General features: G+C 73.5%; 15 protein-coding genes, 2 tRNA genes and 5 pseudogenes. 13 read left to right on the top strand and 9 right to left on the bottom strand.

The window, feature by feature from the left end; genetic code table 11:
- The 3 genes and pseudogenes from ACFYMP_RS24080 to ACFYMP_RS24090 all read right to left on the bottom strand — a co-directional run.
- Positions 1 to 166, bottom strand: a pseudogene (locus ACFYMP_RS24080) (oxidoreductase); the annotation flags it as partial.
- Positions 167 to 407: 241 nt separating this feature from the next.
- Positions 408 to 1,877, bottom strand: coding sequence for an aminopeptidase P family protein (locus tag ACFYMP_RS24085; RefSeq protein ID WP_388861352.1), 1,470 nt, complete (start codon positions 1,875 to 1,877; stop codon positions 408 to 410).
- A 251-nt stretch (positions 1,878 to 2,128) separates the two neighbouring features.
- Positions 2,129 to 3,547 (bottom strand): PP2C family protein-serine/threonine phosphatase, encoded by a 1,419-nt coding sequence (locus tag ACFYMP_RS24090; protein WP_388861355.1) that lies wholly within the window; start codon positions 3,545 to 3,547, stop codon positions 2,129 to 2,131.
- A gap of 772 nt (positions 3,548 to 4,319) precedes the next feature.
- Between ACFYMP_RS24090 and ACFYMP_RS24095 the strand changes: the two genes are divergently transcribed.
- Complete coding sequence (locus ACFYMP_RS24095) at positions 4,320 to 5,234, top strand: bifunctional DNA primase/polymerase (protein ID WP_388861358.1); 915 nt, start codon at positions 4,320 to 4,322, stop codon at positions 5,232 to 5,234.
- Positions 5,235 to 5,713: 479 nt separating this feature from the next.
- Here the strand turns inward: ACFYMP_RS24095 and ACFYMP_RS24100 are convergent, their stop codons facing one another.
- The 3 genes and pseudogenes from ACFYMP_RS24100 to ACFYMP_RS24110 form a co-directional block, all read right to left on the bottom strand.
- A complete protein-coding gene (locus tag ACFYMP_RS24100) occupies positions 5,714 to 6,715 on the bottom strand; it encodes a DUF5926 family protein (protein ID WP_388861361.1) in 1,002 nt (333 codons plus the stop codon).
- A gap of 252 nt (positions 6,716 to 6,967) precedes the next feature.
- Positions 6,968 to 7,695 (bottom strand): annotated as a pseudogene (locus ACFYMP_RS24105) (ATP-binding protein).
- 421 nt (positions 7,696 to 8,116) lie between these two features.
- The gene (locus tag ACFYMP_RS24110; protein WP_388861364.1) at positions 8,117 to 8,950 is read right to left on the bottom strand and encodes a glycerophosphodiester phosphodiesterase; all 834 of its coding nucleotides are present in this window, start codon (positions 8,948 to 8,950) and stop codon (positions 8,117 to 8,119) included.
- A gap of 551 nt (positions 8,951 to 9,501) precedes the next feature.
- Between ACFYMP_RS24110 and ACFYMP_RS24115 the strand changes: the two genes are divergently transcribed.
- Both ACFYMP_RS24115 and ACFYMP_RS24120 read left to right on the top strand, forming a co-directional pair.
- Positions 9,502 to 11,073 (top strand): S1C family serine protease, encoded by a 1,572-nt coding sequence (locus tag ACFYMP_RS24115; RefSeq protein ID WP_388861367.1) that lies wholly within the window; start codon positions 9,502 to 9,504, stop codon positions 11,071 to 11,073.
- 144 nt (positions 11,074 to 11,217) lie between these two features.
- Positions 11,218 to 11,304 (top strand) — tRNA-Ser (locus ACFYMP_RS24120).
- Positions 11,305 to 11,842: 538 nt separating this feature from the next.
- On the opposite strand, the pseudogene ACFYMP_RS24125 reads toward ACFYMP_RS24120, so the two are convergent.
- Both ACFYMP_RS24125 and ACFYMP_RS24130 read right to left on the bottom strand, forming a co-directional pair.
- Positions 11,843 to 12,081 (bottom strand): annotated as a pseudogene (locus ACFYMP_RS24125) (DNA primase); the annotation flags it as partial.
- Between the two features lie 97 nt (positions 12,082 to 12,178).
- Positions 12,179 to 12,642: pseudogene (locus ACFYMP_RS24130) on the bottom strand (HD domain-containing protein); the annotation flags it as partial.
- An 818-nt stretch (positions 12,643 to 13,460) separates the two neighbouring features.
- On the opposite strand from ACFYMP_RS24130, the gene ACFYMP_RS24135 reads away from it, so the two are divergent.
- Positions 13,461 to 13,547: transfer RNA gene (locus ACFYMP_RS24135), tRNA-Ser, on the top strand.
- Positions 13,548 to 13,625: 78 nt separating this feature from the next.
- Here the strand turns inward: ACFYMP_RS24135 and ACFYMP_RS24140 are convergent.
- Positions 13,626 to 14,072: a VOC family protein gene (locus ACFYMP_RS24140; RefSeq protein ID WP_388861370.1), complete on the bottom strand. Its 447-nt coding sequence runs from the start codon at positions 14,070 to 14,072 to the stop codon at positions 13,626 to 13,628.
- 222 nt (positions 14,073 to 14,294) lie between these two features.
- Between ACFYMP_RS24140 and ACFYMP_RS24145 the strand changes: the two genes are divergently transcribed.
- From ACFYMP_RS24145 to ACFYMP_RS24185, 9 genes and pseudogenes are all read left to right on the top strand, one after another.
- Positions 14,295 to 14,978, top strand: a complete 684-nt coding sequence (locus ACFYMP_RS24145) for a histone deacetylase (protein ID WP_388861373.1) — start codon at positions 14,295 to 14,297, stop codon at positions 14,976 to 14,978.
- A 292-nt stretch (positions 14,979 to 15,270) separates the two neighbouring features.
- A complete protein-coding gene (locus tag ACFYMP_RS24150) occupies positions 15,271 to 16,203 on the top strand; it encodes a glycoside hydrolase domain-containing protein (protein ID WP_388861376.1) in 933 nt (310 codons plus the stop codon).
- Between the two features lie 190 nt (positions 16,204 to 16,393).
- Positions 16,394 to 16,978, top strand: coding sequence for a SigE family RNA polymerase sigma factor (locus ACFYMP_RS24155; protein WP_388861379.1), 585 nt, complete (start codon positions 16,394 to 16,396; stop codon positions 16,976 to 16,978).
- Positions 16,979 to 17,255: 277 nt separating this feature from the next.
- Positions 17,256 to 18,896: a long-chain fatty acid--CoA ligase gene (locus tag ACFYMP_RS24160; RefSeq protein WP_388861381.1), complete on the top strand. Its 1,641-nt coding sequence runs from the start codon at positions 17,256 to 17,258 to the stop codon at positions 18,894 to 18,896.
- 182 nt (positions 18,897 to 19,078) lie between these two features.
- On the top strand, positions 19,079 to 19,810 hold the full coding sequence (locus ACFYMP_RS24165; RefSeq protein WP_388861383.1) for a FadR/GntR family transcriptional regulator: 732 nt from the start codon (positions 19,079 to 19,081) through the stop codon (positions 19,808 to 19,810).
- 228 nt (positions 19,811 to 20,038) lie between these two features.
- Positions 20,039 to 20,758 (top strand): annotated as a pseudogene (locus ACFYMP_RS24170) (class I SAM-dependent methyltransferase).
- A gap of 348 nt (positions 20,759 to 21,106) precedes the next feature.
- The gene (locus ACFYMP_RS24175) at positions 21,107 to 21,904 is read left to right on the top strand and encodes a (Fe-S)-binding protein (protein WP_388861385.1); all 798 of its coding nucleotides are present in this window, start codon (positions 21,107 to 21,109) and stop codon (positions 21,902 to 21,904) included.
- Positions 21,901 to 23,556: a LutB/LldF family L-lactate oxidation iron-sulfur protein gene (locus tag ACFYMP_RS24180; protein ID WP_388861387.1), complete on the top strand. Its 1,656-nt coding sequence runs from the start codon at positions 21,901 to 21,903 to the stop codon at positions 23,554 to 23,556. Before ACFYMP_RS24175 ends, ACFYMP_RS24180 begins: the two co-directional genes overlap by 4 nt.
- Entirely contained in the window at positions 23,553 to 24,230 is a 678-nt protein-coding gene (locus tag ACFYMP_RS24185) for a lactate utilization protein C (RefSeq protein WP_388861389.1), read from the top strand. Before ACFYMP_RS24180 ends, ACFYMP_RS24185 begins: the two co-directional genes overlap by 4 nt.
- Positions 24,231 to 24,385: the final 155 nt, after the last annotated feature.

Genomic DNA, 24,385 nt, shown 5'->3' on the forward strand with positions numbered 1-24,385 from the left:
GGGCGAGGACCTTCCGCAGGTGCGCGCGGGCGCCGGGCGAGAGCCAGTCGCCGGGTTCGGCGCGCGCGGCGAGGGCGCCGTCGAGGTCCGGACGGGCCTCGGCGATCTCGGTCACGGCCTCCAGGCCGGGGAGGCCGCCGCCCACGACGACCACGGGCTGTCCGGCGTGCCGGCGGGCGGGCCCCCCCCCCCCCCCCCCCGGGGGGCCCGGGCGGGGCCCCCCCGCCGGGGGGGGGGGGGGGGGGGGGGGCCCCCCCCCCCCCGGCCCTTCCTCCGTGGCGGCGGTCGCCGCTCGCGCCGACCGGCGCCGGCGGTAAGCATCCGCGCCGGTCGGCGAAGCGTCCGGGGGACGGTCGTCGATCAGTCCCGGCCCGGTCGCCGGTCAGAACCGGTACGCCGCGCCGTGTTCAGCTCTTGAGCCGCGCCATCCACGCCTCGACCTCGGTGGACGAGCGGGGCAGGGCGGCGGACAGGTTCCGGTTGCCGTCCTCGGTGACCAGGATGTCGTCCTCGATCCGGACGCCGATCCCGCGGTACTCCTCGGGCACGGTCAGGTCGTCGGCCTGGAAGTACAGACCCGGCTCGACGGTCAGGCACATACCGGGCTCCAGCGTGCCGCCCGCGTACGTCTCGGTGCGCGCGACGGCGCAGTCGTGGACGTCCATGCCGAGCATGTGACCCGTGCCGTGCAGCGTCCAGCGACGCTGGAGACCCAGTTCGAGCACCCGGTCCACGGGGCCCTCGACAAGCCCCCACTCCACGAGCCTGGTAGCCAGCACCCGCTGCGCCGCCTCGTGGAAGTCGCGGTACTTCGCGCCCGGCCTGACCGCGGCGATCCCGGCCTCCTGGGCCTCGTAGACCGCGTCGTAGATCTTGCGCTGCAACGCGGTGTACGTGCCGTCGACGGGCAGCGTGCGGGTGACGTCGGCCGTGTAGAGCGAGTGCGTCTCGACCCCGGCGTCCAGCAGCAGCAGATCGCCCGCGCGCACGGGACCGTCGTTGCGTACCCAGTGCAGCGTGCAGGCGTGCGGACCGGCCGCGCAGATCGAGCCGTAGCCGATGTCGTTGCCCTCGACGCGCGCCCGCAGGAAGAAGGTGCCCTCGATGTAGCGCTCCGAGGTGGCCTGCGCCTTGTCGAGGACCTTGACGACGTCCTCGAAACCGCGGGTGGTGGAGTCCACGGCCTTCTGGAGTTCGCCGACCTCGAAGGCGTCCTTCAGCAGACGCGCCTCGGACAGGTAGACCCGCAGCTCCTCGTCCCGCTCGGCGGTGACCTTGTCGGTGAGCGCGGACTCGATGCCCGCGTCGTGGCCGCGCACGACCCGTACCGGTCCGGTCGCCTCACGCAGCTCCTCGGGAAGCTTGCGGACGTCCTTCGCGGGCAGGCCGAGCAACTGCCGCGCCTCGTCGAGCGAGTGGCGGCGGCCGACCCACAGTTCGCCCTGGCCGTCGAGCCAGAACTCGCCGTTCTCCCGGTCGGAACGCGGCAGCAGGTAGATCGTGGCCTCGTGCCCGTCCTCGGTGGGCTCCAGGACCAGGACGCCGTCCTGGGTCTGGTCACCGGTGAGATAGGCGTACTCGACCGAGGCGCGGAACGGGTAGTCCGTGTCGTTCGAGCGGACCTTGAGCTTGCCCGCCGGGATCACCAGACGCTCACCCGGGAAGCGCGCGGAGAGCGCCGCACGCCGGTCCGCGGTGTGCCCGGCCTGAGGGATGGGCTGGAGATCGTGCAGCTCGGTGTCGGCCCAGCCGGACTGCATACTCGCGGCCAGCTCGTCGGACACCCCGGGGTACAGGCCGTTCTTCCGCTGCTTGATCGGCTCCGCCTCCTCGGTCTGCTCCTCGGCGTTCGGAACCTGCTGGCCACCGTCCTGCATGCGCTGTCTCCTTTACGTCACTCGACCCCGCCATCGTACGGTTGTCCGGCTTCCTGACCGGAGGGCGTGGGGAGGACGGGCCGGCTTCGCGGGAGGAGCCGCCCCCAACTCCGGGGCGTGCGCGGCGAAGCGGCGGCGCTGTGAGGAGTACCACCCGCGCAGGGGGATGTTCCACGTGAAACACGTCATGACCGCGCTGTTCACGGTCGAGACGCCGCAATGCGTGGTCAAGGCGCCGCAAACGGCATGTTTCACGTGAAACATGCCGTGAGGAGTGCGATGTCCTCCTCGATCGCCCCGCCTTTCGGCAGGAGCGCGTCCAGCAGGTGGTCCGCGAGGGCCGAGGGATCACGGCGGCACAGTCGCGGGGCGCCGGCCGCCACCGCGTGCAGACGGGCGAAGGCCCGGTCCACCGGAACGCCGGTGCAGCGCAGCAGGCCGTCCGAGTAGAGGATGACGGCCTCTCCCGGCTCCGGACGGATCTCCACGCTCGGAGCCTCCCAGCAGCTGAGCATGCCCAGGGGCGCGGAGAGCGTGCTCTCGACGAACTCGACACGGCGCTCGCCGAGGATCAGCGGTGGTGCGTGCCCGGCGCCCGCCAGCGTCAGTCTCCCGGCGGCGGGATCGCAGTGCGCGAACAGGGCGGTGGCGCTGCGCGAGGGGTCCGTGAGCCGGAGCAGCAGCTCCATGTCGGAGAGCACCGCGACGGGGTCCTCCCCCTCCAGTACCGCGTACGAGCGCAGAGCCGAACGCAGGGCGGCCATCGCCGCCGTCGCCGCGCTGCCCGAACCCGTGACGGTGCCGACCGCGAGTCCGAGCGTTCCGTCGGGCAGTGGGAGGGCGTCGTACCAGCCGCCCCCGCCGCGCGTCCCGCCCCGGTAGCGGCCGGCCAGGCGGACACCGTGGACGCGGGGCAGCACCCCCGAGCGGAGCTGCCCACGCAGAGCCTCGGCGTCCTCCACCGCACCGCCCAGTTCATCGAGACGGGCCAGGTGCTCGCCCGCGTACCGCAGGTACAGCCCCACGATGTGGCACTGCCGTTCGCTGGGCTGCGCCGGTTCGTCGTAGAGCCAGACGGCGGCGCCCAGCCGGCGTTCCGGCGCGGCGAGCAGGGGCGCGGCATAACTCGCGGCGATACCGAGCCCCCTGGCCACCTCGCGGCAGCGCGGGTCGAGGTCCGCCTCCGTGAGCAGGTCGGGATGCGCGAGCGGCCCCTCGGTGCCCGGCAGGGCGTCCATGATGTGCCCGTAGGAGGAGGACTCCTTGGGCAGGGTCTCCAGGCGTCCGAGTTGCGCCGGGTCCAGGCCGAGGCCGAACACGCGGTTGCGGGGGCCGGGCAGGAGGCGCTGGTCGGACAGGCCGCCCCCGCCCTCGCGCCGCGCGGGGCCGGGCGGTTCGAGCCGGACCACTCCCCGGCGGGCGCCCACCAGGGCCCCGCCCGTGCGCACCACCTCCTGGAGCGCCGCGTCCACCGTGCCGCAGCGCGCGAGGCGTTCGGTCAGTTCGTGCAGGGTGGTGAGGTCCGAGACCCAGCCGGCCAGTCGGTCCTGAAGCGCGGCGGAGGCCGGTGTGGACGAGGCACGAGAGGGGGAATCCGGGGGGACATTCTGGGCGGACAGGGAGGCGGCAGAGCTTGTTCCGGCCACTTTCGGAACAGGTGGGGTGCTCATGTTTCCCGGCTCTCGGGCCAGTACGAAACGCTCCACAGCATCGCAAACCCCCATGTCGTTCTACGTGCCGACAATGCACCACATCTACACGGATTCGGGAGGAGATGTCCAGCATTGTTCTGCGGGGATTCCTGGTGTCCGTCAGGCCCCGCGCCATCCTCCGGGGGACCGCGCGGCCCGGCGCGAGGAGTGGTCTTTGGCCTGAAACCGGTCCATGGCACAGGGGTCTGGGGTCGACTGAACGGGTTCGTCCGGGGCATTCGAGCCGGACGAGCAGTGCGGAGGAGCGTTGCCGAGGTCGCTCGGGGTACGTACTCGGTGAGTGCCCGAGGCGGCCGGACAACGGGCCGTCCAGGAACCCGCGGAGCACATCCCGCGTCCTCCACGGCAACGGAAGAGGCGTTGAAGGCGGCCCGCCCACCGAGGTGGACGCGGCGACATCGCCCGGTACGAGTAGTACAGCGCCGTCCCCCCGCCACGTTCCACAGCTAGGCCAGAGGGATTTCCCTGCTCTGAGGCGGGGAGGCACCGGTGCCCCCGCGCACCCCCCTCTGTACGCACAGTTGTTCCGCACGACGTGCGCCCCGGGGTGTCCGCACCTCGCGCGTCACTGTTCGCCCGCACCACCTACGCGCGAAAACCTGCGCGCGCACCTGCCCGTCGTCCGCGGCGGAGCGGGGCTCGCCGAAGGCGAGCGGCACGTAGGCCGAAGAAGTGGTCCACACCGATCTGATGTGGGTCCTCGGCGTTCAACGGAAAGGAACGAGCGCTCATGCGTGAGATCCCCGGAAAGCACCGCAGGCTCCAGTCCGGACCCACGAGCGGTCCGGACCAGCAGGATCCGCCGGATCAGCCGGAACTTCCCGGACAGCCGGAGTTCTTCGACCCGGCCGAATTCCTCGATCAGCCGGATGCGCCGGACGTCGGCGAGGCCGCCCTCCGTTTCGCGACGGACTGGTCGTGGCCGGTGCTCCCCGGTGCGGGACCGCGCGTCCGGCACCAGCACGGGCGCCGGGGCAGGCCGCAGGAGCGCAACGCCGGGGCCGTTCGCGGTCCGGGCAAGGCGCACGGCGCGACGGAGGCGGGGAACGCGGACGCCGCCGACCCGAACCGCGGCGTCGACCGTCAGCGCGCCCTCGGCCACGAGCACCGTCGGTCCACCGGCCGGCTCTGCGCCTGCCCGGACCCGGAGTGCGCGCTGCCGGGGGCCCACCCCTTCGAGCCGGGGCTGCTCGCCGCGACGACGGACGCCCGCATGGTCCGCTGGTGGTGGCAGAACCGGCCCGCCGCGCCAATCCTGCTGGCCACCGGAGGCCGGGGGCCCTGCGCGGTGAGCTTCCCCGCGGCGGCCGGGCCGGCGACGCTGGCCGCCCTGGACGGGCTCGGCAAGCGGCTGGGGCCCGTGGTGGCGGGGCCGGAACGCTGGGCGATCCTCGTGGCGCCGTACGACTTCGAGCGCCTCGGCGCGCTGCTGTACGCGCAGGACTCGGTGCCGGGCGCGCTGCGTTTCCACGGCTCGGGCGGCTACCTGCCGCTGCCGCCCTCGGTGACCGGGCTCGGCGCGGTGCGCTGGGCGCGAGCGCCGCTTCCGGGCTCCGCGCGCCCGTGGCTGCCGGACGTGGAGGCCGTGGTCGGGGCGACGGTCGCCACGGTCACCCGTACGGGCGTGAGCGCGCCGGAGCTGTGACGGCGGGGTGGCGGCGTCCGGCGGGTGCGGCTCTGTCCGGCGGGGTGCGCCGTCCGGCGGGTGTGGCCCCGTCCGGCGCGGGTGCGCCGTCCGGTGGAGGCCGGCCCGCGGGCGCTCCTACGGGCAGGGCCCGGGGGGAGCGCGGAGCGCTGGGAGTGTCTGCTTCACCGCGCGTACACCGGGGGCAGCCGCCGCGCGTGCGGGCGGGCCGGTTCGCCGGGGCGCCGGATCAGGGCATGAAAGCGCCCGGTTGCTGGCGACGGGGGATGCACCAGCAACCGGGCTATTGGAACCGTAACAAGAGATCGCCGGTTCGCAAATTCAGTCTGGTCCGTTCGGGCCCGATCTCAAGCGGTCACGGGCAGAGGGTGTGACCGGTTTCACTTACCGGCGCGTACGTCGGCCGGTCCGCGCCCGCGGCGCCCGTGCCGGTCCGAGACGCTCGGGCGGCTCGGCCGGTCCAGACGTTCCCGCCCAGGTCAGGTGAGGGTCACCTGGCGGTTGGTGAGCCCGGCACGGGCCCGGCGCTCCTCCGGCGTCAGGGGCGTGCTCGTCTCCAGGGCCCCGGCGAGACGCTCCGCGAAGGCCGCGGCCGGCTTCTCCACGTCCTGCGCGGACACCTCGCTCGGCAGATCCCACACCGGAACGGTCAGCCCGTGTGCCCGGAAAGAGCCGACGAGGCGGGTGTTCTCACCGAGCGAGGACTCCCCGGCGCTGTGCAGGCGGGCCAGCGCGTCGAGCAGTTCCTCCTCGGGCACCGTCATGATCCAGCGCAGGTGGTTCTTCTCGGGCGTCTCGCACCAGTACGCCGCGTCGACGCCGGTGAGCCGGACGGTCGGTACGACGGCGGAGTTCGCGCGCTCCAGGGAGGCGGTGACCTCGGCGGAGGCATTATCCGACCCGGCCTCCGGCACCCAGAACTCGAAACCGCTGTGCACCTGCGGCTCGAACGGTCCGTCCGGGTCGAGCAGGTCCTGTAGGCGCGGGCCGTCGACGGGCGCCCGGCGCGCCTCGACCGGCTGCCCCGGCGTGGCGCCCAGGGCCCGGTTCAGGGTGTCCGCCAGGTCACGGCTGAGGTCGCCCGAGGCCGTGTCGTTCTGCAGGCCGAGCAGGACCGATCCGTCCTCGCGGCGCAGCGCGGGCCAGGCCATCGGCAGGACCGTCGCCAGGGTCACGGCGGGCACCCCTTCGGGCAGCCCGCCCTTGAGGCGCAGCGGAACGGTCGCCGCGGGCACCAGTTCGCGCAGCGCCACCCAGTCCGCCTCACCGGGCAGCCCCTCGAAGGGGCGCCGCACCAGTTCGGTGGCCGCGTGGGCGGCGGCCCGGCCGTGGCACGCCTTGTAGCGGCGGCCGGAGCCGCAGGGGCAGGGTTCCCGGGCGCCGACGACCGGGATCTCACCGTCCGCGAGCGTGGCTGCCGGGGCGTTGCCGCCCTTGCCCTTGGTCTGCTGGCCCTTGGTCTGCGGGCGCTTCTTGGCCATCGTCGCTGTCTCCCGTTACGGCTCGGCTCGTACGGCGCGAGCCTAGTGCCTCGGGGGGACACCGATCCCCGGCCGAGGCCCGGGGCCGTACGCCGCTTCGGCCGTACGCCGCTTCCGGGCCGGGGCCGCGCGCCGCAGCCGCTCGCGACTCGCCCGGGACCACCACGGCCGGGCGGAGTCGCCGCGCCGGGCGGAGTCACCCGGCCGCCGGGCCGGACCCGGCTGCTCGGGCCGGGCCGTCCGCGGGGCCGTTCAGCCGCCGTAGCTGTCGGCCGGTTCGAAGCCGTCGTCCGCGCCGAAGCCCGCCTCGTCGGTGAACGTCTCGCCGCCGAACGCCGTCCCGCCGGTGAGGCGGCCCGCGCGCCCGAACTCCTCCACCGCGTCCGCGAAGCCGAGGTCGGCGAGCGGGACGGAGGGGGCGCTGATGCGGGTCGCGAAGTCCTCGTGCCGGTGGTCGCGGCTGACGACCGCCCACACCGTGACCTCGCCGTGCGCCTCGTCGCGTACGCCCCAGTTCTCGGACAGGGCGGTGATGATGCTCAGTCCCCGGCCGCCGTGGGCCGTGACCGAGGGGGTCGCGGGCACGGGCCGGGTCGGGCCGCCGCCGTCGGTGACCTCGACCGTCAGCCGGCCGCGCCGGTCCACCTCCCAGGCGGCCAGTACGTCGCCCTCCTCCGCGCCCGCCGCGCCCGCGCACGGATGGGAGGCCGGCAGTGGTCTGCCGTGCCGGTACGCGTTGCTCAGCAGTTCCGAGAGGATCAGTACCGCGTCGTCGATCACCGCGTCGGACATGCCGCTCACGCGCAGCTCGTCCCGCATGCAGTGCCGTGCCTTCCGCACGCCGGCAGGACCGTGCGGAACGGTCATGCTCGACGACGCGGGCACTTCCTGTGCCACCACCAACGCCACCCCCGAGACCTCCTTACACCCCCACGCCACGGAGTGAATGCCCCAATGGACTGGGCCGGAAACCGGCCAATCCCTCCCGGTCGGGGTACGGCCCGGAGCCGGACACGGAGCGAACGCGCCGGTGCACCCCATGTGCACCCGCCGGGACGCGACGGCGAGGGACGGCCGGGCGCCCGGCGGGGCCCCGGGACATTCCTCCCCGCCTGGTCAGCGAACTTGCCGCTGGCATATGCATGAGGCTGTTGAGGGGCTGAGTCGCGGGCCGGTCCCGGGCGGCGGGACACCCCGCCCCGCAGGCGCCCTAGAGGGGCGATTTCCAGCCGGTTCATATGACCGTATGACGGTGTGACGTGCGCGGGGCCGGTGAGGGAACCGGCCACGAGACGCCCCCCGGCAGCTCGCCGTGAGCGGCCGGCCGACGCGCGGGCCCCAAGGCGACCAAGGCGACCGGCAGGTGCCCGGCAGGTGCCCGGCCGGGGCGGCGCGGCCGCGTCAGAGGCTGTCCAACTGCTCCCGTACGGCCTTCGGGCGGTTGGTGATGATGGCGTCCACGCCGAGCCGTGCGCACAGTTCCACGTCGGAGGGGTTGTTGACCGTCCAGACGTGCACCTGATGCCCCGCGCTCTGCATGCGGGCGACGTACGCGGGGTGGTTGCGCACGATCCTGATGCTCGGTCCCGCGATGCGGACGCCCGCGGGCAGGCGGCCCTCGCGGTGCCGGGGCGAGGCGAACTGCATGAGGTGGACGGTGGGCAGGTCCGGGGCGAGAGCCCGTACCCGGTGCAGGGAGCGCGCCGAGAAGCTCATGACCCGTACGGGGGAGAAGGGGCCGTCGGGCTCCTCGCCCGCGCTCGTCTTCCCGGACAGGCCGAAGCGTTCGAGGAGCAGCAGCAGCCGTTCCTCGACCTGCCCGGCCCAGCGGGTGGGGTGCTTGGTCTCGACGGCGAGTTCCAGCCGCCGGCCGGCCGCGTTGGTCTCCACGACGAGTTCGAGCAGCCGTTCCAGGGTGAGCACCGAGGTGGTCTCGGGGTCCCAGTCGGGGGACTCCTCGGCCTCTTCCTTGCCCATCCAGGAGCCGAAGTCCAGGGCGGTGAGGTCGGCCAGCTCCAGCGCGGAGACCGCTCCGCGTCCGTTCGACGTGCGGTTCACCCGCCGGTCGTGGACGCACACCAGATGCCCGTCGGCGGTCAGGCGCACATCGCACTCCAGGGCGTCGGCGCCCTCTTCGATGGCTTTCACGTAGGCCGCGAGGGTGTGCTCGGGCGCTGTCTCGGAGGCGCCGCGGTGGGCGACGACCTGGGGGACTTGCTGTCGTACGTGGGTCACGCCGTCATGCTCCCATCGATAGGCGGGTGGCCGCGCGGACAAGGAGGGCCGTACGGAGGCGGAGGGCCGCTTCCGGGCGGTTCCTCGCGGCTCGGGCGAGGCTTTCGGCACGGCCGGGCGCACGGGTGCATCCGGGTGGCCCGGAGGCGGCCGTACGGGGCTCGTACCCTCGGTGGCGGGAAGCCCGCGCGGGGCGCGGGGAGGCCCGTAAGGCACCCTGCGGATGCCGTACGGCTCCCGGAAGATCAAAATGACGCGTACACACAGGATCGGCTTACAGTGCCCTGACGCGCTGTGGGAAAAGCTGACTGTGCACAACCTGAAATCGTGGACAACCGGAAATCGTGGAAAACCGGAGAGCGCGGGCACCGGAACCGGTGCGACCGGACGACCGGAGGACCGGAGGACCACGGTGACCGGGGAAGACCTGAGACAGCCGCACCCGCGGACGAAGACCGAAGACGCGTAGTCGCCGGCAGCCCCGTCCGGACCGCACCCTCCCGGGCCGGTCGGGACGCCGCGACACCGTTGGGACCGAGGAGACAGAGCCTGTGAGCACCGAGTACGAGGGCAACGAGGTACCCCCCGCCCCGTCCGCACCTCCTGGGCCGGCCGACGCCTCCCGGCCTTCCGAGCCGCAGCAAGACGCCCCCCGGGCGGCCTCGCTGACGAAGACCGAGCCGGCCCCGGAGCGGCCCGCCGACCCCTCCCCGGCCCAGGTGGCGCCCCAGGCCGGCGCCCCGGCCGCGGAGCAGGCCCCGGCGGCCGCGCCGGCCGCGCCGGTGGCCTCGGACGCGCACGTCCCGCCCGTTCCGCAGACTCCCCCGCCGGGCGGCTGGCCGCCCCCGCCGCCGCAGATCCCGGCGTACGCGGGCGGGGGCGGCGGCCCGGTCTACCCGGGAGGCGGCGGCGGTGACGGCTCGGGCGGTGGGCAGGGCGGCGGCCAGGACGGCCCGTGGGGCGCCTCGTACCAGCCGCCGCAGCCCGGCCGGTCCGGTGGCGGCCGCAAGGGCGGGCTGGTCGCCGCGGTGATCGTCGCCGCGCTGGTCGCGGGCGGCGTGGGCGGCGGCGTCGGCTACTGGGCGGCGGAGCGCGACGACAACGGCGCCGGCTCGACGACGGTCGCGGCCGCGGACAGCCCGGCCGCCGCGAAGCGGGACCCGGCCTCAGTCGCCGGGATCGCCCAGAAGGCCCTGCCGAGCGTCGTGACCATCGACGCGCAGGGCGGGAACGGCGAGGGCAGCACCGGCACCGGCTTCGTGTACGACAAGCAGGGCCACATCCTCACCAACAACCACGTGGTGGCCTCGGCCGCGGAGGGCGGGAAGCTCTCGGCGACCTTCTCCAACGGCAAGAAGTACGACGCGGAGGTCATCGGCCGGGCCCAGGGCTACGACGTGGCCGTGATCAAGCTGAAGAACGCCTCGGGCCTCAAGCCGCTGGCCCTCGGCGACTCGGACAAGACGGCGGTGGGCGACGCGACGATCGCGATCGGCGCCCCCTTCGGCCTGTCCAACACCGTGACCACGGGCATCGTCAGCGCGAAGGACCGCCCGGTCGCCTCCAGTGACGGGGAGAGCGCCAAGAGCTCGTACATGAGCGCGTTGCAGACCGACGCCTCGATCAACCCGGGCAACTCCGGCGGGCCGCTGCTGGACGCGCGCGGCGCGGTCATCGGCATCAACTCCGCGATCCAGCCCGGCAGCGGCGGCGGCGGTCTCGGCGGCGGTTCCAGCCAGGGCGGCTCGATCGGCCTCGGCTTCGCCATCCCGATCAACCAGGCCAAGCGGGTCGCCCAGGAGCTGATCAGGACGGGCACCCCGGTGTACCCGGTGATCGGCGCGACGGTCTCCCTGGAGGAGGGCACGGACGGCGCGACCATCGCCGACCAGGGCCCGAACGGTTCGGCGGCGGTCACCTCGGGCGGACCGGCGGCGAACGCCGGCCTGAAGTCGGGCGACACGATCACCAAGCTCGACGACACGATCATCGACAGCGGCCCGACCCTGATCGGCGAGATCTGGACCCACCAGCCCGGCGACAAGGTCCAGCTCACCTACAAGCGCGGCGGCAAGCAGCACATGGTCGAGGTGACCCTCGGCCAGCGCAAGGGCGACGACTAGAACCGGATGCCGCGAGGGGGCCGGGCCCGGACACCACGACGGCGCCCGGCCCCGTCCGGGCCCGCCTGCCGAGACCGGCCTCGCGCCCCGGCCCACGGCCGGTAGTCTGTACCCCGCTCCGCCGCCCCCCGGGCGCCGGAACGGGGAGGGTTGCCCGAGCGGCCTAAGGGAACGGTCTTGAAAACCGTCGTGGCAGCGATGTCACCGTGGGTTCAAATCCCACACCCTCCGCCCGAGGTCAGGAAGACCGCAGCTCAGAAGGGGCGCACCGCAGACGCGGGGCGCCCCTTCGGCGCGCGGGGTGTCTCAGGCTGACCGCTCGAATCCCGCTGTTGACCAGTGTGTGTGGCCAACCTGTGGCCAGGCTCGCGGCCTACTCCGGGGCCTCAAGGGCGGCGGGGATACGGCGGTTGGCCTCGGTCTGGTCCTTGCGGAGCACCTTCGCGTAGAAGCGGTAGAGGACGGCGACGCTGTGCCCGGCGCGGCGGGCGACCTCGGCGGGTTCGAGGCCCTGAGCGATCCACAGGGACACGCCGGCGGCGCGGTTCTTATATGGGTCCTTCTGCGAGCGGGTCTTGAATTCGCCTGGCGTGAGGACCGTCTCGCGCGCGGCCTGCCATACCTCGGTGTACTCGGTAGAGCGCAGTCGGCCGCCGTTGACGGCGGGGAAGAGGCGACCGTCCGGCGCCGTGCCGTACGTCGCCAGATGGCGGCGCAGCAGCCGCACGAGGACGGGTGGGATCGGTACGGAGCGTGTGGCGCTTAAGGTGACGGCGCGCCGGGCGTAGGGCTCGGGGACGCCGACGGAGACGGCGGTGGCCACGACGTCCTCGCCCAAGGCGTCGAGTCCGCAAGGGCCGGGGCAGTGGTGTGCTGGGTGGCGAGGAAGCGGGCGACGCCGAACGCCTGCGAGCCGACGCCGGACTCCGGTGTGGGTCCCTACCGAGTGCGAGGCCGCGTGCGAGCCTGGGTGCGTACGTACCGCTCGGTGTTGCGGCACCCGGTGGCCCTGGGGCAACCCAGCGGGCCACTCCGATCTCGAAATACACCCGTCCATGCGGTTCCGTATCGAGCACGGTTTGGACGAATCCCGCGCGCAGCCAAACATCGGCTGAGTGCTCTCAGTAGTAGTGAGTCGCTCTCGCACGCGGGCTGCTGCCTCATGAATCTGGGGCGCTGCTCGCAGGATGAAACGCCCCACGATCGAGTCCGGGCCGTATCGACCCTCGATCTCGCCAATCCGCGCCGTCGTGGTCGTCGGCTCGCCATCCGGTGTCGTGGTTATGTCGCAATAGATCAGTGTGTCAACGAGGTCGGAACATTCCTGCGGAAACTCCGTCTCCTGTTCCCCCCGTAGCCCTCGCTCCTCCGCTTCGAGCAGGGCGCAGGAGTGGTGGACGACCAAGGACGTGACGCGCGAGGGCGCCCCGACCTCCCGAACGTGGCACCCCCCGTCGAGCGGATGAAACCGGTGTGGGTGATCTCAGGGGAGTAGCCGATGTCATGAAGGACCGCAGCGGCTTCGAGTAGGGGCGCCTCTTTCCCGAGTATCGGCGCCAGGGTGCGGGCCTCTCCTTCCGATCGGCTGGGTCCAGAGTCCATCAACTCCTACTCAGGCTAGTAGCAGATGGGGCGAATCCGTCGGCAGCAGTCGCCGGCGGTGTCCGATAGCCGGGGGGCGGTGGTCGCTGACCCTGAGTTGGGCGAACTGACGCTCGCCTGCCCGGCCCGCGCGGACTGCACTTCCGATGATGACCAGGGCCCGGCGCTTACAGACCCTACTGGGGACGATTTCGAGATTTAGCCCGAGTATTTTTCGATCACAGAACGTTACTAGAGTTCATGCAGGTCAGGTGCTTGACCCCCCGGGCATCAACAGCGCCATCCCCAGCTTCATGCACAGACTCGGGCATCTTCTACACAGAAGATCACGACTTATCCACAGGGGCTGTGGATAAGCGGATTTGATGTCCCGTCATCTGCTGTCAACATGTGCGGTGAAGGGGCGACGTGGCCGCAAAAAAGCGGCCCCCGCTGGAACGGGAGCCGCCCTGACCAGTTCAGGTGCATATGAAAGGTCATTCATGACAGTACCGACTCACCCGGGAAGCTCAAATTCTGAGCCGACAGACGACGAAGCCGGTGGTGCGGCTCACTCGTGGGTTTCATTGGCGCTCCTCCTGTGCTTGGCCGGAGCGACCGTTGCGGTGGTCTTGCGGTGGCCCGTTCTGGCTACCCCTGTCGGGACGGCCACCGCTGTAGTCGCATTTGCAGCTCCCTACGCCGTACGCAAGGGACGCAAGGGCGGAAGGTGAGCGGCGACGTGGCCAACCTGTGGCCAGATCCGGTCGGGCGTGGCGCCTCGTTGGCCGGTTCGCACTGGTCAAGCGGGGCACGGGGCGGGCGCGCCAAACGGTCCTGAAAACCGTCGTGGCAGCGATGTCACCGTGGGTTCGAATCCCACAACCTCCGCGTGGAGAACGGCCCCTGACCGGGCGAAACGGTCGGGGGCCGTTTCGCTGTGCGTGGCGGTGTGGCCGGAGCGGGCGGGGTCAGGGGGCCGTGCGCGAGGGCAGGGCGTCCAGGTAGTGGGGGTTGCGCATGAGGCCCAGGATGTTGCCGAAGGGGTCCAGGACGGAGGCTGTGCGGAAGCCGCCGCCGCGGTCGGTGAGCGGCTGGTGCTCGGTGGCGCCCAGGGCGCGGAGGGCGGCGACGACGGTGTCCGGATCGTCCACGTGCCAGTAGAGGATCGCGCCGCCGGGGCTCCCGGCGGCGCCGGACGGCGCGTAGCGGCGGTCGATGACGCCCAGCTCCTGCTGGAGGTCGCCGACGCGGAACTCGGCGTAGCCGGGGCGCTCGAAGTACGGGGGGCAGCCGAGGGCCCTCGTGTACCAGGCGACGGCGGCGGGCAGGTCCTCCGACCAGAAGCTCACCGTCGCCATCCCGCGCAGGGGGAGCACGGGGCCGGAAGCGGGTCCGTGCTGAGCCTGGTTCTCCACGTGTCTCTCCTCGGTCGGTCTGGCGGTCTGGCGGTCGGGCGGCCGGTCCTCCGGCGTGTGCCCGTGGTCCACCCTCGCGCCCCTCGCGGACAGATACGGTCCGCGAGTACGGATGAGGAGTGACGAGTGACGGATGACGAGTGACGTATGGCGAGTGACGGGGGACGTCCGGCCCCGCCGGGGAACGTGGGACCGGCGGCGGGCGTGGAGGGAGGGCCCCGCGTGGGTGTGCGCAGGCTTACCGGGTGGGCTGGTGGGGGCGCCGAGCGGGTCTGGTACGTCAGTTACGGGTCCAATATGTGCGCCGAGCGGTTCGGGGTGTATCTGCGGGGCGGCCGGGCGCCCGGTGGGCGGCTGGCGCATCCGGGGTGCCGGGACGACGCGGCGCCGGCCGGGGACGTGGCGCTGGAGCTGGCGGGGCGGCTGTACTTCGCCACCGAGTCGGCCGTGTGGGGTGGCGGGCGGGGCTTCTACGATCCGGCCGCTCCGGGGCGGGTCCTGGCGCGGGGCTACGACATCACGCGGGAGCAGTTCCGGGACGTCGCCGCCCAGGAGATGTACCGGGAGCCGGGCGAGGGGCCGTCGCTGGACGAGGTGCTCGCCGTGCCGGAGGCCGGGCCGGTCGGCGCGGCCGCCCCGGCGGGCCCGCGTGTCCGGCGGGTCGTGTGCGGGGACGGGCGGTACGAGACCCTGCTGTGCCTCGGCGCGCTCGACGGGCGGCCCGCGCTGACGTTCACCGCGCCGTGGTCCGTCCGGGACGTCGTACCGCTCGCGCCCTCCCCCGTGTACCTGCGGCAGTTCGTCACCGGGCTCACGGAGACGGGCGCGTGGGGCGGGGCCGAGATCGAGCGGTATCTGGAGGGGAGCGTCCGGGGCGGGTGGGGGGACGGCACGGGGGCTTCCTAGCCGAGGACCGTGCGTGACCTTGCGAGGCCGTTCGTGTCCCTTGCGTGCCCTTGCGCCCTCTTGTGCGTCCTCGTGTGACGCCGTGCGGTGGCGGCCGTGTGTCGCCGCGCGGGCCCCGTCCCCGGCGGGGAGACGGGCCGGGGGGCGGGAGGGCAGTAGCGCACCGTGACGCGAACGGGGGACCTCCGGAAGGACTGTCCGCACCCCCACCCAGGCGGTTCCGGCGGGCCGTACGGCGCAGGGGGTGCGTGTCCTCGGCGGGGGGCCGCCCGGCTCCGCGTTCACTCAGCCCATGATCAGACAAACATTTCCCCCCTCGGCCCCCGTCCCGGCCCGCCACGTTCCCGCCCTCCCCGCTCCGGTCCTCGTCCTGGTCCTCGCGCTGCTGTGCACGGTGCTGCTGCCCGCCCAGGGGGCCCGCGCCGGGGGCGTCGCCGAGGACGACGGGGTGGGCGGCGAGGCGACGTGGTCCTGGGCCGGGGCCGGGGCCGACTGGACGGTGCTCGGGGTGCCCGTCTTCGAGGGGCGGGCCTTCGACACCTGTACGGCGCCGCCGCTCTCGACGATGCGCGGCTGGCGGGACTCCGGGTACGGCGGCGTCGGCGTCTACTTCGGCGGCCGGGGCCGGGCCTGTCCCTCGCAGCCGTACCTCGACGCCGAGTGGACACGCGGGGTCAGCGCCCTGGGCTGGTCGGTGCTCCCGGTGTACGTCGGTTCGCAGGCGCCCTGCGTCGCGGCGGAGAACAAGCAGGCGGTCAGGATCGGCGCGGACCCCGTCGCCCAGGGGGAGCGGGAGGGGCGGGACGCCGTGCGGCGGGCCGCCGAGGTCGGGATCGGGTCGCGCAGTCCGCTCTACCTCGACATGGAGCAGTACGACCACAGGGACGCCCAGTGCGCGGCGACGACGCTGTCCTTCGTCCGGGCCTGGAACCGCGCCGTGCGGGCGGAGGGCTACGTCTCCGGCTTCTACAGCAGCGCGGACTCGGGCGTCGCGCACATGGAACGGGCCCGGCGCGCGGGCGTCGCCGACCTGCCCGAGGTCATGTGGTTCGCCCGCTGGGGCGGCGAGGGCTCGGTGGACCGCGAGCCCTCCCTCGCCGCGGGCGCCTGGCAGCCGCAGCGCCGCGTCCACCAGTACCGGGGCAACGTCCGGGAGACGCACGGCGGTGTGACGCTGAACGTGGACCGGAACATGGTCGACGCCCCCGTCGCGCGGATCGGCTGAGCGGCCGGGCCGGGCCGTCTCCCGCCCCCCGGCGTCCGGCTTCCCCCGGGGGTACGAACCCTGAGGGCGGGCCTCGCGTCCTCCACCTTCAGGAGGTGGAGCCTGCCCCCGGTTCTACTCCCATAGGCGGACAGGGGGTCGGGACCTCCGGGCGATCCCGGAGCGGGGGGCTCGCTCCTAGCGTGGGGCCATGACCGTGACCAAGGTGCCCGTGCGCGGCACCGGCCCATCGAAGAGCGCCTCGCGTCCCGGTGGCCGCACCTCGTCCGGCACCCGGCCGGCCCCGCTCTCCTTCAGCTCCTACGTCCGGGCCCGCGGCCCCGGTCTGCTGCGTACCGCCCGCGCGCTCACCGCCAACCCGTGCGACGCGGAGGACCTGCTCCAGACCGCGCTGGCCAAGACGTACGTCGCGTGGGACCGGATCGAGGACCACCGCGCGCTCGACGGCTACGTGCGGCGCGCGCTCATCAACACCCGTACCTCGCAGTGGCGCAAGCGCAAGGTCGACGAGTTCGCCTGCGAGGACCTGCCGGAGCCCGAGCCGTCGCGGACCACCGACCCGGCCGAGCAGCAGTCCCTGCGCGACGCGATGTGGCGCGCCGTGCTGCGGCTGCCGGACCGGCAGCGGGCCATGGTCGTGCTGCGGTACTACGAGGACCTGAGCGAGGTGCAGACGGCGGCGGTGCTCGGCGTCTCCGTCGGGACGGTCAAGAGCGCGGTGTCCCGGGCGCTCGGGAAGCTCCGCGAGGACGGGGAACTCGGCGTACTGCGCTGACGGCGGCCCCGCTCGCCCGCCCCCCGTCACCGGACGGCTCCCGCGTCCCCGTCACCGGATCGCTCGCCCGCCCCCCCCGTCACCGTTCCGCTCGCCCGCCCCCGCCACCGGACGGCTCCCGCGCCCCGGCCATTGGGGTGCACGCCCCTGAGCTGTGCCTGTGTGATGAATCGATCCGCCGCGGCTAGTGACATACCACTGGGTATGGAAGCACAATCACCGGAACTCACCCCCCGCGTCACGACGCGCTGAGGAGGCACAACCGGTGCAAGGCACGATGCAAGACGTACCCCTGCTCATCTCCCGCATCCTGGTCCACGGTTCGACGGTGCACGGGCGTTCCACGGTGACGACCTGGACCGGCGAGGAGCCGCGACGCCGTACCTACGCCGAGATCGGTGCCCGGTCGGCGCGGCTCGCCCACGCCCTGCGGGAACTGGGCGTCGCCGAGGGGGACCCGGTGGGAACCCTGATGTGGAACAACGGGGACCACGTGGAGGCGTACTTCGCCGTCCCCTCGATGGGCGCCGTGCTGCACACCCTCAACCTGCGGCTGCCCGCGGCCCAGCTCGCGTTCATCGTCAACCACGCGGCGGACCGGGTGATCATCGCGAGCGGCACGGTGCTGCCGCTGCTCGCCCCGCTGCTGCCGAGGCTGCCGAGCGTCGAGCACGTCGTCGTCTCGGGCCCCGGGGACCGCTCCGTACTGGCCGGAGCCGGGGACGGGGTGCGGGTGCACGAGTACGAGGAGCTGCTCGCGGGGCGCCCCGAGGCGTACGACTGGCCCGAGCTGGACGAGCGCGCCGCGGCCGCCCTCTGCTACACCTCGGGCACGACGGGCGACCCGAAGGGAGTCGTCTACTCGCACCGGTCGGTCTACCTGCACTCGATGCAGGTGAACATGGCGCAGTCGATGGGGCTGACCGACCACGACACGAGCCTCGTGGTCGTCCCGCAGTTCCACGTGAACGCCTGGGGGCTGCCGCACGCGACCTTCATGACCGGCGTGAACCTGCTGATGCCGGACCGGTTCCTGCAACCCGCCCCGCTCGCCGAGATGATCGAGTCGGAGCGGCCCACGCACGCCGCCGCCGTGCCGACGATCTGGCAGGGGCTGCTGACGGAGCTGACCGACAGGCCGCGCGACGTCTCCTCGCTCACCCAGGTCACCATCGGCGGGGCGGCGTGTCCGCCCGCGCTCATGGAGGCGTTCGACGCGCTCGGCATGCGGGTGTGCCACGCGTGGGGCATGACGGAGACCTCGCCGCTCGGCACCGTCGCCCGCCCGCCGGCCCAGGCGCGCGACGCCGCGGAGGAGTGGGCGTACCGCGTCACGCAGGGACGGTTCCCCGCCGGGGTCGAGGCGCGGCTGACCGGGCCGGACGGCGAGCGGCTGCCGTGGGACGGGAAGTCGGCCGGCGAGCTGGAGGTGCGCGGCCCGTGGATCGCCGGCGCGTACTACGGCGGGGTCGGCGGCGAGCCGCAGCGGCCGGCCGACAAGTTCAGCGAGGACGGCTGGCTCAGGACCGGTGACGTCGGCCTCATCTCGCCGGACGGGTTCCTGACGCTCACCGACCGCGCCAAGGACGTCGTGAAGTCCGGCGGCGAGTGGATCTCCAGCGTCGCGTTGGAGAACGAACTGATGGCCCACCCGGAGGTCGCCGAGGCCGCCGTCATCGCCGTACCGGACGAGAAGTGGGGCGAACGCCCGCTCGCCACGGTCGTCCTGAGGGAGGGCGCGAGCGCGGGGCTGCCGGAACTGCGTACCTTCCTCGCCGGGCGGATCGCGAAGTGGCAGTTGCCGGAGCGGTGGACCCTCATCGAGTCGGTGCCGAAGACGAGCGTCGGCAAGTTCGACAAGAAGGTGCTGCGCGCGCGGTACGCCGAGGGGGAGCTGGACGTCACCCGGCTCACGTGAACGCGGGGCCGCGCCGCTCCGCGCCCGCCCCTGCCCCTGCCGGTACGGTCCGACCATTGCCCCCGTTGTGCCATAGATTGGGGGCGTACGCAGTCCCGCGCGGGCGGTGGCCGGGCAGGCCGCCCGGCCCGCGCGGGGGAGGCGTCCCGGGTCCGGGGCGCCCGGGAACCGGGGAGGTGCGGATGGCCGCCGAGTGGCGCCCCGTGCGGCAGTCGCGCACGCATGAACTGGTCCTGGAGAGCATCGAGGAGCAGGTGCTGGCCGGGAAGCTCAAGGCCGGGGACCGGCTGCCCCCCGAGCGGGAGCTCGCGCCCGCGCTCGGGGTGAGCCGGTCGGCCCTGCGCGAGGCGCTGCGGGTCCTGGAGACGGTCGGGGTGCTCGTCGCGCACGCGGGGCGCGGCGCCGACGCGGGCGCCCGGATCGTGCGCCACCCGGACGACGCCCTCGGCCGGCTGCTGCGGCTGCACTTCGGTCTCGGCAGCTACAGCCTGGAGGACGTCTTGGAGGCCCGGGTCGTGCTGGAGCGCTCCAGCTTCGAGGCCGCCGCCCGGCACGCCCCGCCCGAGGACCTCGCGGTGGCCGGGGAGATCCTGGACGGGCTGCGGCGGCCGGGCATCGGGCCGGAGGAGTTCAACGACCTGGACACCCGGTTCCACGTGCAGATCGCCCGCAGCTCGGGCAACGCGCTGACCTCGACGCTCACGGCCGCCGTACGGGAGTCCGTACGGCCGCTGATCCTGCGGGCCCTGGAGGCCGCCGAGGACTGGCCCGCGACGGCCGCCGCGCTCAACGCCCAGCACGCCGCGCTGCTGCGCCTGGTCCGCGAGGGCGACGGCGAGGCCGCCGCCGACCTCGCCGAGGAGCACATCCGCGGCTTCCACGGCACCCTGGTGGACGGCTCCCCCCAGGACTGAGACCGTCCGGCCCGGACCGGGAGCGGCCGCCGGGCCCGCGCGGCGGAAAACCCGTCGACACCGCGCCCCGTCCCCGGGACCCTGCCCCGTATGCGGATCGACGAGGACAACGCGGACGAGAACGGCCGGGGCGAGGGCGAGGGCGAGGGCGAGGGCGGCGGCGGCGAACGGTTCGGCGAGGACGTCTGGGGCGCGGACGTCCAGAACGAGGGCGTCTGGGACGAGGGCATGGCCCGCACCTACGACACCCCCGGCACCGGCATGTTCGCGCCCGAGGTGCTCGACCCGACGGTGGACCGCCTCGTGGAACTCGCGGACGGCGGCCGCGCCCTGGAGTTCGCCGTCGGGACCGGCCGGGTGGCCGTCCCGCTCGCGCGGCGCGGGGTGCCCGTCACCGGGATCGAGCGGTCGCGGCCGATGATCGAGCGCCTGCGCGCGAAGGCGGACGCGGCGACGGTCCCGGTCGTCGTCGGGGACATGGCGAGCGCCACCGCTCCGGAGCCGGGCGGCTTCCGGCTCGTCTAACTCGTCTACAACACGATCTCCAACCTGCTCACGCAGTCCGCGCAGGTCCGGTGCTTCCGCAACGCCGCCCGCCACCTCGCGCCGGGCGGGCGTTTCGTCGTCGAGCTGTGGGTGCCGGAGCTGCGCAGCCTCCCGCCCGGCCGGCCGGGGGTGGTCGGGCGGTCCGAGGAGGGCTACCTGCTGATGGACACGTACGACGTCCTGCGCCAGCGCGTCGTCTCACACCACCTCCGCTACGACGACGGCGGCCCGACCCGGCTGTTCCGCAGCCCGCACCGGTACGTCTGGCCCGCCGAGCTGGACCTCATGGCCGAACTCGCCGGTCTCCGGCTGGAGTCCCGGCACGCCGACTGGCGGGGGGCCGAATTCACCGGGGACTCGCCCTCCCACGTCTCCGTCTACCGGCTCCCGTACGGCGGGTAGGAACTCCGGTGGTACGGCGGGCGGGTAGGAACGCGGGTGGCACGGCCGGGCGGTAGGAACGCCGGTGGTACGGCCGGCGACGGCCCTACGGCTTCCGCGGAGCCCGGCGGGGGAGGCCGGCAGGGGAGGCCGCGACCGGGGGGCGGGGCCCTCGTCCCCCGGGACTCACGCACGCGTCCGTCAGCGGCGCGGGCGTACCGCGACGCGTCGCGACGGAGCGTGTCACGTCCCCTTTTTGGGTGTGACGGTAGTATGGTCGGACCATAATCCGGGCCACGGGGCCCGGGGCCCGGGGCCACCAGGACCGGGCCGGCCCCGGGCTCAGCCGCCCGACCGGGAAGGTCCTCCATGCGTATCGGACTCTTCGCCACCTGCCTCGGGGACACCCTCTTCCCCGACGCCGTGTCCGCCACCGCCCTGCTGCTGGCCCGGCTCGGGCACGAGGTGGTCTTCCCGCCGGGGCAGACCTGCTGCGGGCAGATGCACGTCAACACCGGCTATCAGCGCGAACCGGTACCGCTGGTGCGCAACTTCGCCGAACAGTTCGGCGACCCCTCGATCGAGGCCGTCGTCATGCCCTCGGGCTCCTGCGCGGGCTCGGTGCGCCACCAGCACGAGATCGTCGCCCGACGCTACGGGGACGCCGCGCTGCGCGCCGGGGTCGCGGGCGTCCGCTCCAAGACCTACGAGCTGTCCGAACTCCTCGTCGACGTCCTCGGGGTGACCGAGGTCGGCGCGTACTTCCCGCACCGCGTCACCTACCACCCCACGTGCCACTCGCTGCGCATGCTGCGGGTCGGCGAGAAGCCGCTGCGGCTGCTGCGCGCCGTCGAGGGCATCGACCTCGTGGAGCTGCCCGAGGCCGACGCCTGCTGCGGTTTCGGCGGCACCTTCGCCGTCAAGAACGCCGACACCTCCACCGCGATGCTGAAGGACAAGGTCGCGCACGTCACCGGGACCGGGGCCGAGGTGTGCACGGCCGGCGACTCCTCCTGCCTCCTGCACATCGGCGGCGGCCTGTCCCGCGTCAAGGCCGGTACGCGCACCCTGCACCTCGCGCAGGTCCTCGCCGCCACCCGCGCGAGGCCCTACCCCCTGGAAGGCGCGCCGGCCGGCGCCGCCCGCTCCCCCGAGGTGACCCGATGAGCAACACGTTCCTGGGCATGCCCGCCGCCCCGCCGCGCGCGCCGTACGGCGCGGGCAACCTGCGCGGCGACCAGAGGTTCCCCGAGGCCGCGCACACGGAGCTGCGGAACGGGCAGTTGCGCCGCAACCTGCGCAAGGCGACGCACACGATCCGCGAGAAGCGCCTGAACGTCACCGCCGAACTCCCCGACTGGGAGGCGCTGCGGGACGCGGGCAGCGCCATCAAGACCGACACCATGAACCGGCTGCCCGAGCTGCTGGAGGAGCTGGAGCGCAAGGTCACCGAGCGCGGCGGCACCGTCCACTGGGCGCGCGACGGCGTCGAGGCCAACGAGATCGTCACGCGGCTGGTCAAGGAGACCGGCAGCGAGGAGGTCATCAAGGTCAAGTCCATGGCCACCCAGGAGACCGGCCTCAACGAGTACCTGGGGGAACGCGGCATCCGGGCGCACGAGACGGACCTCGCCGAGCTGATCGTCCAGCTCGCGCACGACAAGCCCTCGCACATCCTGGTCCCCGCGATCCACCGCAACCGCGAGGAGATCCGCGAGATCTTCCTCCAGGAGATCCCCGGCGTCGACCCGGAGCTGAACGCCGTACCGGCCGAACTGGCCGCCGCCGCCCGCGTGTACCTGCGCGAGAAGTTCATGACGACGAAGGTCGCCGTCTCCGGCGCCAACTTCGGCATCGCCGAGACCGGCACCCTCTCGGTCGTCGAGTCCGAGGGCAACGGCCGCATGTGCCTGACCCTGCCGGACACCCTGATCACCGTCATGGGCATCGAGAAGGTCCTGCCGCGCCACCAGGACCTGGAGGTCTTCCTCCAGCTCCTGCCGCGCTCCTCGACCGGTGAGCGGATGAACCCGTACACCTCGCTGTGGACCGGTGTCACGCCCGGCGACGGGCCGCGGGACTTCCACCTCGTGCTGCTCGACAACGGCCGCACCGCCGCGCTCGCCGACGAGACCGGCCGCGAGGCGCTCAACTGCATCCGCTGCTCGGCCTGCCTCAACGTGTGCCCGGTCTACGAGCGGGCCGGCGGCCACGCGTACGGATCGACGTACCCGGGCCCGATCGGCGCGGTCCTCACCCCGCAGCTCGCCGGGATGCACGAGACGAAGGACGACCCCAACGCCTCGTTGCCGTACGCCTCCAGCCTGTGCGGCGCCTGCTTCGACGCGTGCCCCGTGAAGATCGACATCCCCTCGCTCCTCGTCGAACTGCGCCACCAGAAGACCGAGCACTCCGGGACGACGGCCGAGTCCCTCGCGATGAGGGCCGCCGCCACCGTCATGGCCAGGCCCGGCCTGTACACCGCCGCGCAGAAGGCGGCGGGCCTCGGCCGGATCGTCGCGGGCCGGGACAGGAAGATCGAGCACCTCCCGCCGCCGTTCAGCGGCTGGAGCGACAGCCGCGACACCCCCGCCCCACCCCGGCACACCTTCCGCCACTGGCTGGACTCCCCCGAGGGCCGTACGGCGATGAGCGAGGCCGCGGCCGAGGGCGCCGCCCAGCGCGCACGGACGACGGAACAGCCGACGGAACAGCCGACGGAGCAGCCGGCGGAACAGCCGACGGAACAGACGCCCGGACAGGCGTCCGGACAGACGCCCGGACAGGCGACGGGGCAGCAGCCGGAGGAGCAGGCATGAGCACCACGAACACCGCGTCCCCGCAGGGCGGCCCGGCACGCGGCGGTCCGGCACGTGACGCCGTCCTGGGCCGGGTGCGCGACGCCCTGGCGCTCGCCCCGCGCGAGCCGGTCACCGTCCCGCGCGCCTACCGCACCGGCCGCACCCTGCCGGACGCCGAGCGCCTCGAACTGCTCACCGACCGGCTCGTCGACTACAAGGCGCACGTGCACCCGTGCACGGCCGCCGGGACCGCCGCGACCGTCGCCGCCGTCCTGAACGAGCGCTCCGCGCGGCTCGTCGGCGTCCCGGCGGGCCTGGACCCCGCCTGGCTCGCGGCCTTCGACGGCGAGGTCCGCACGGACTCCGCCGACGAGCCCGCGCCGGGCCTCGGCGCCCTGGACGGCGTCGTCACGGCCTCGGCGGTGACCTGCGCGGAGACCGGCACGATCTTCCTGGACGGCGGCCCCGACCAGGGGCGGCGCGCGCTGAGCCTCGTGCCGGACCTGCACGTGTGCGTCGTGGACCTGTCCTCGGTGACGGCGGGCGTCCCGGAGGCGGTGGCCCGTCTGGTCCCGGGCCGGCCCACGACCCTGATCAGCGGCCCCTCCGCGACCTCGGACATCGAACTGGAACGGGTCGAGGGCGTGCACGGACCGCGCACCCTCGACGTGATCATCAGGACGGACGCCTGAGGACGCCCACGGACGCCCGGGGACGGACGCCTGAGGGCGGCCGGGCACGTCACCGGCGCGTCGTCGTGCCGTTCACGGGGGACAACGCCTGGGGACGGGCGGGAACCGCGCCGGCCGGCCGCGCCGGTCCCGCCAGTCGGTCCGGCCACCCCAGT

It is taken from the genome of Streptomyces sp. NPDC007088 (genome assembly GCF_042869355.1).
GTDB lineage: Bacteria > Actinomycetota > Actinomycetes > Streptomycetales > Streptomycetaceae > Streptomyces.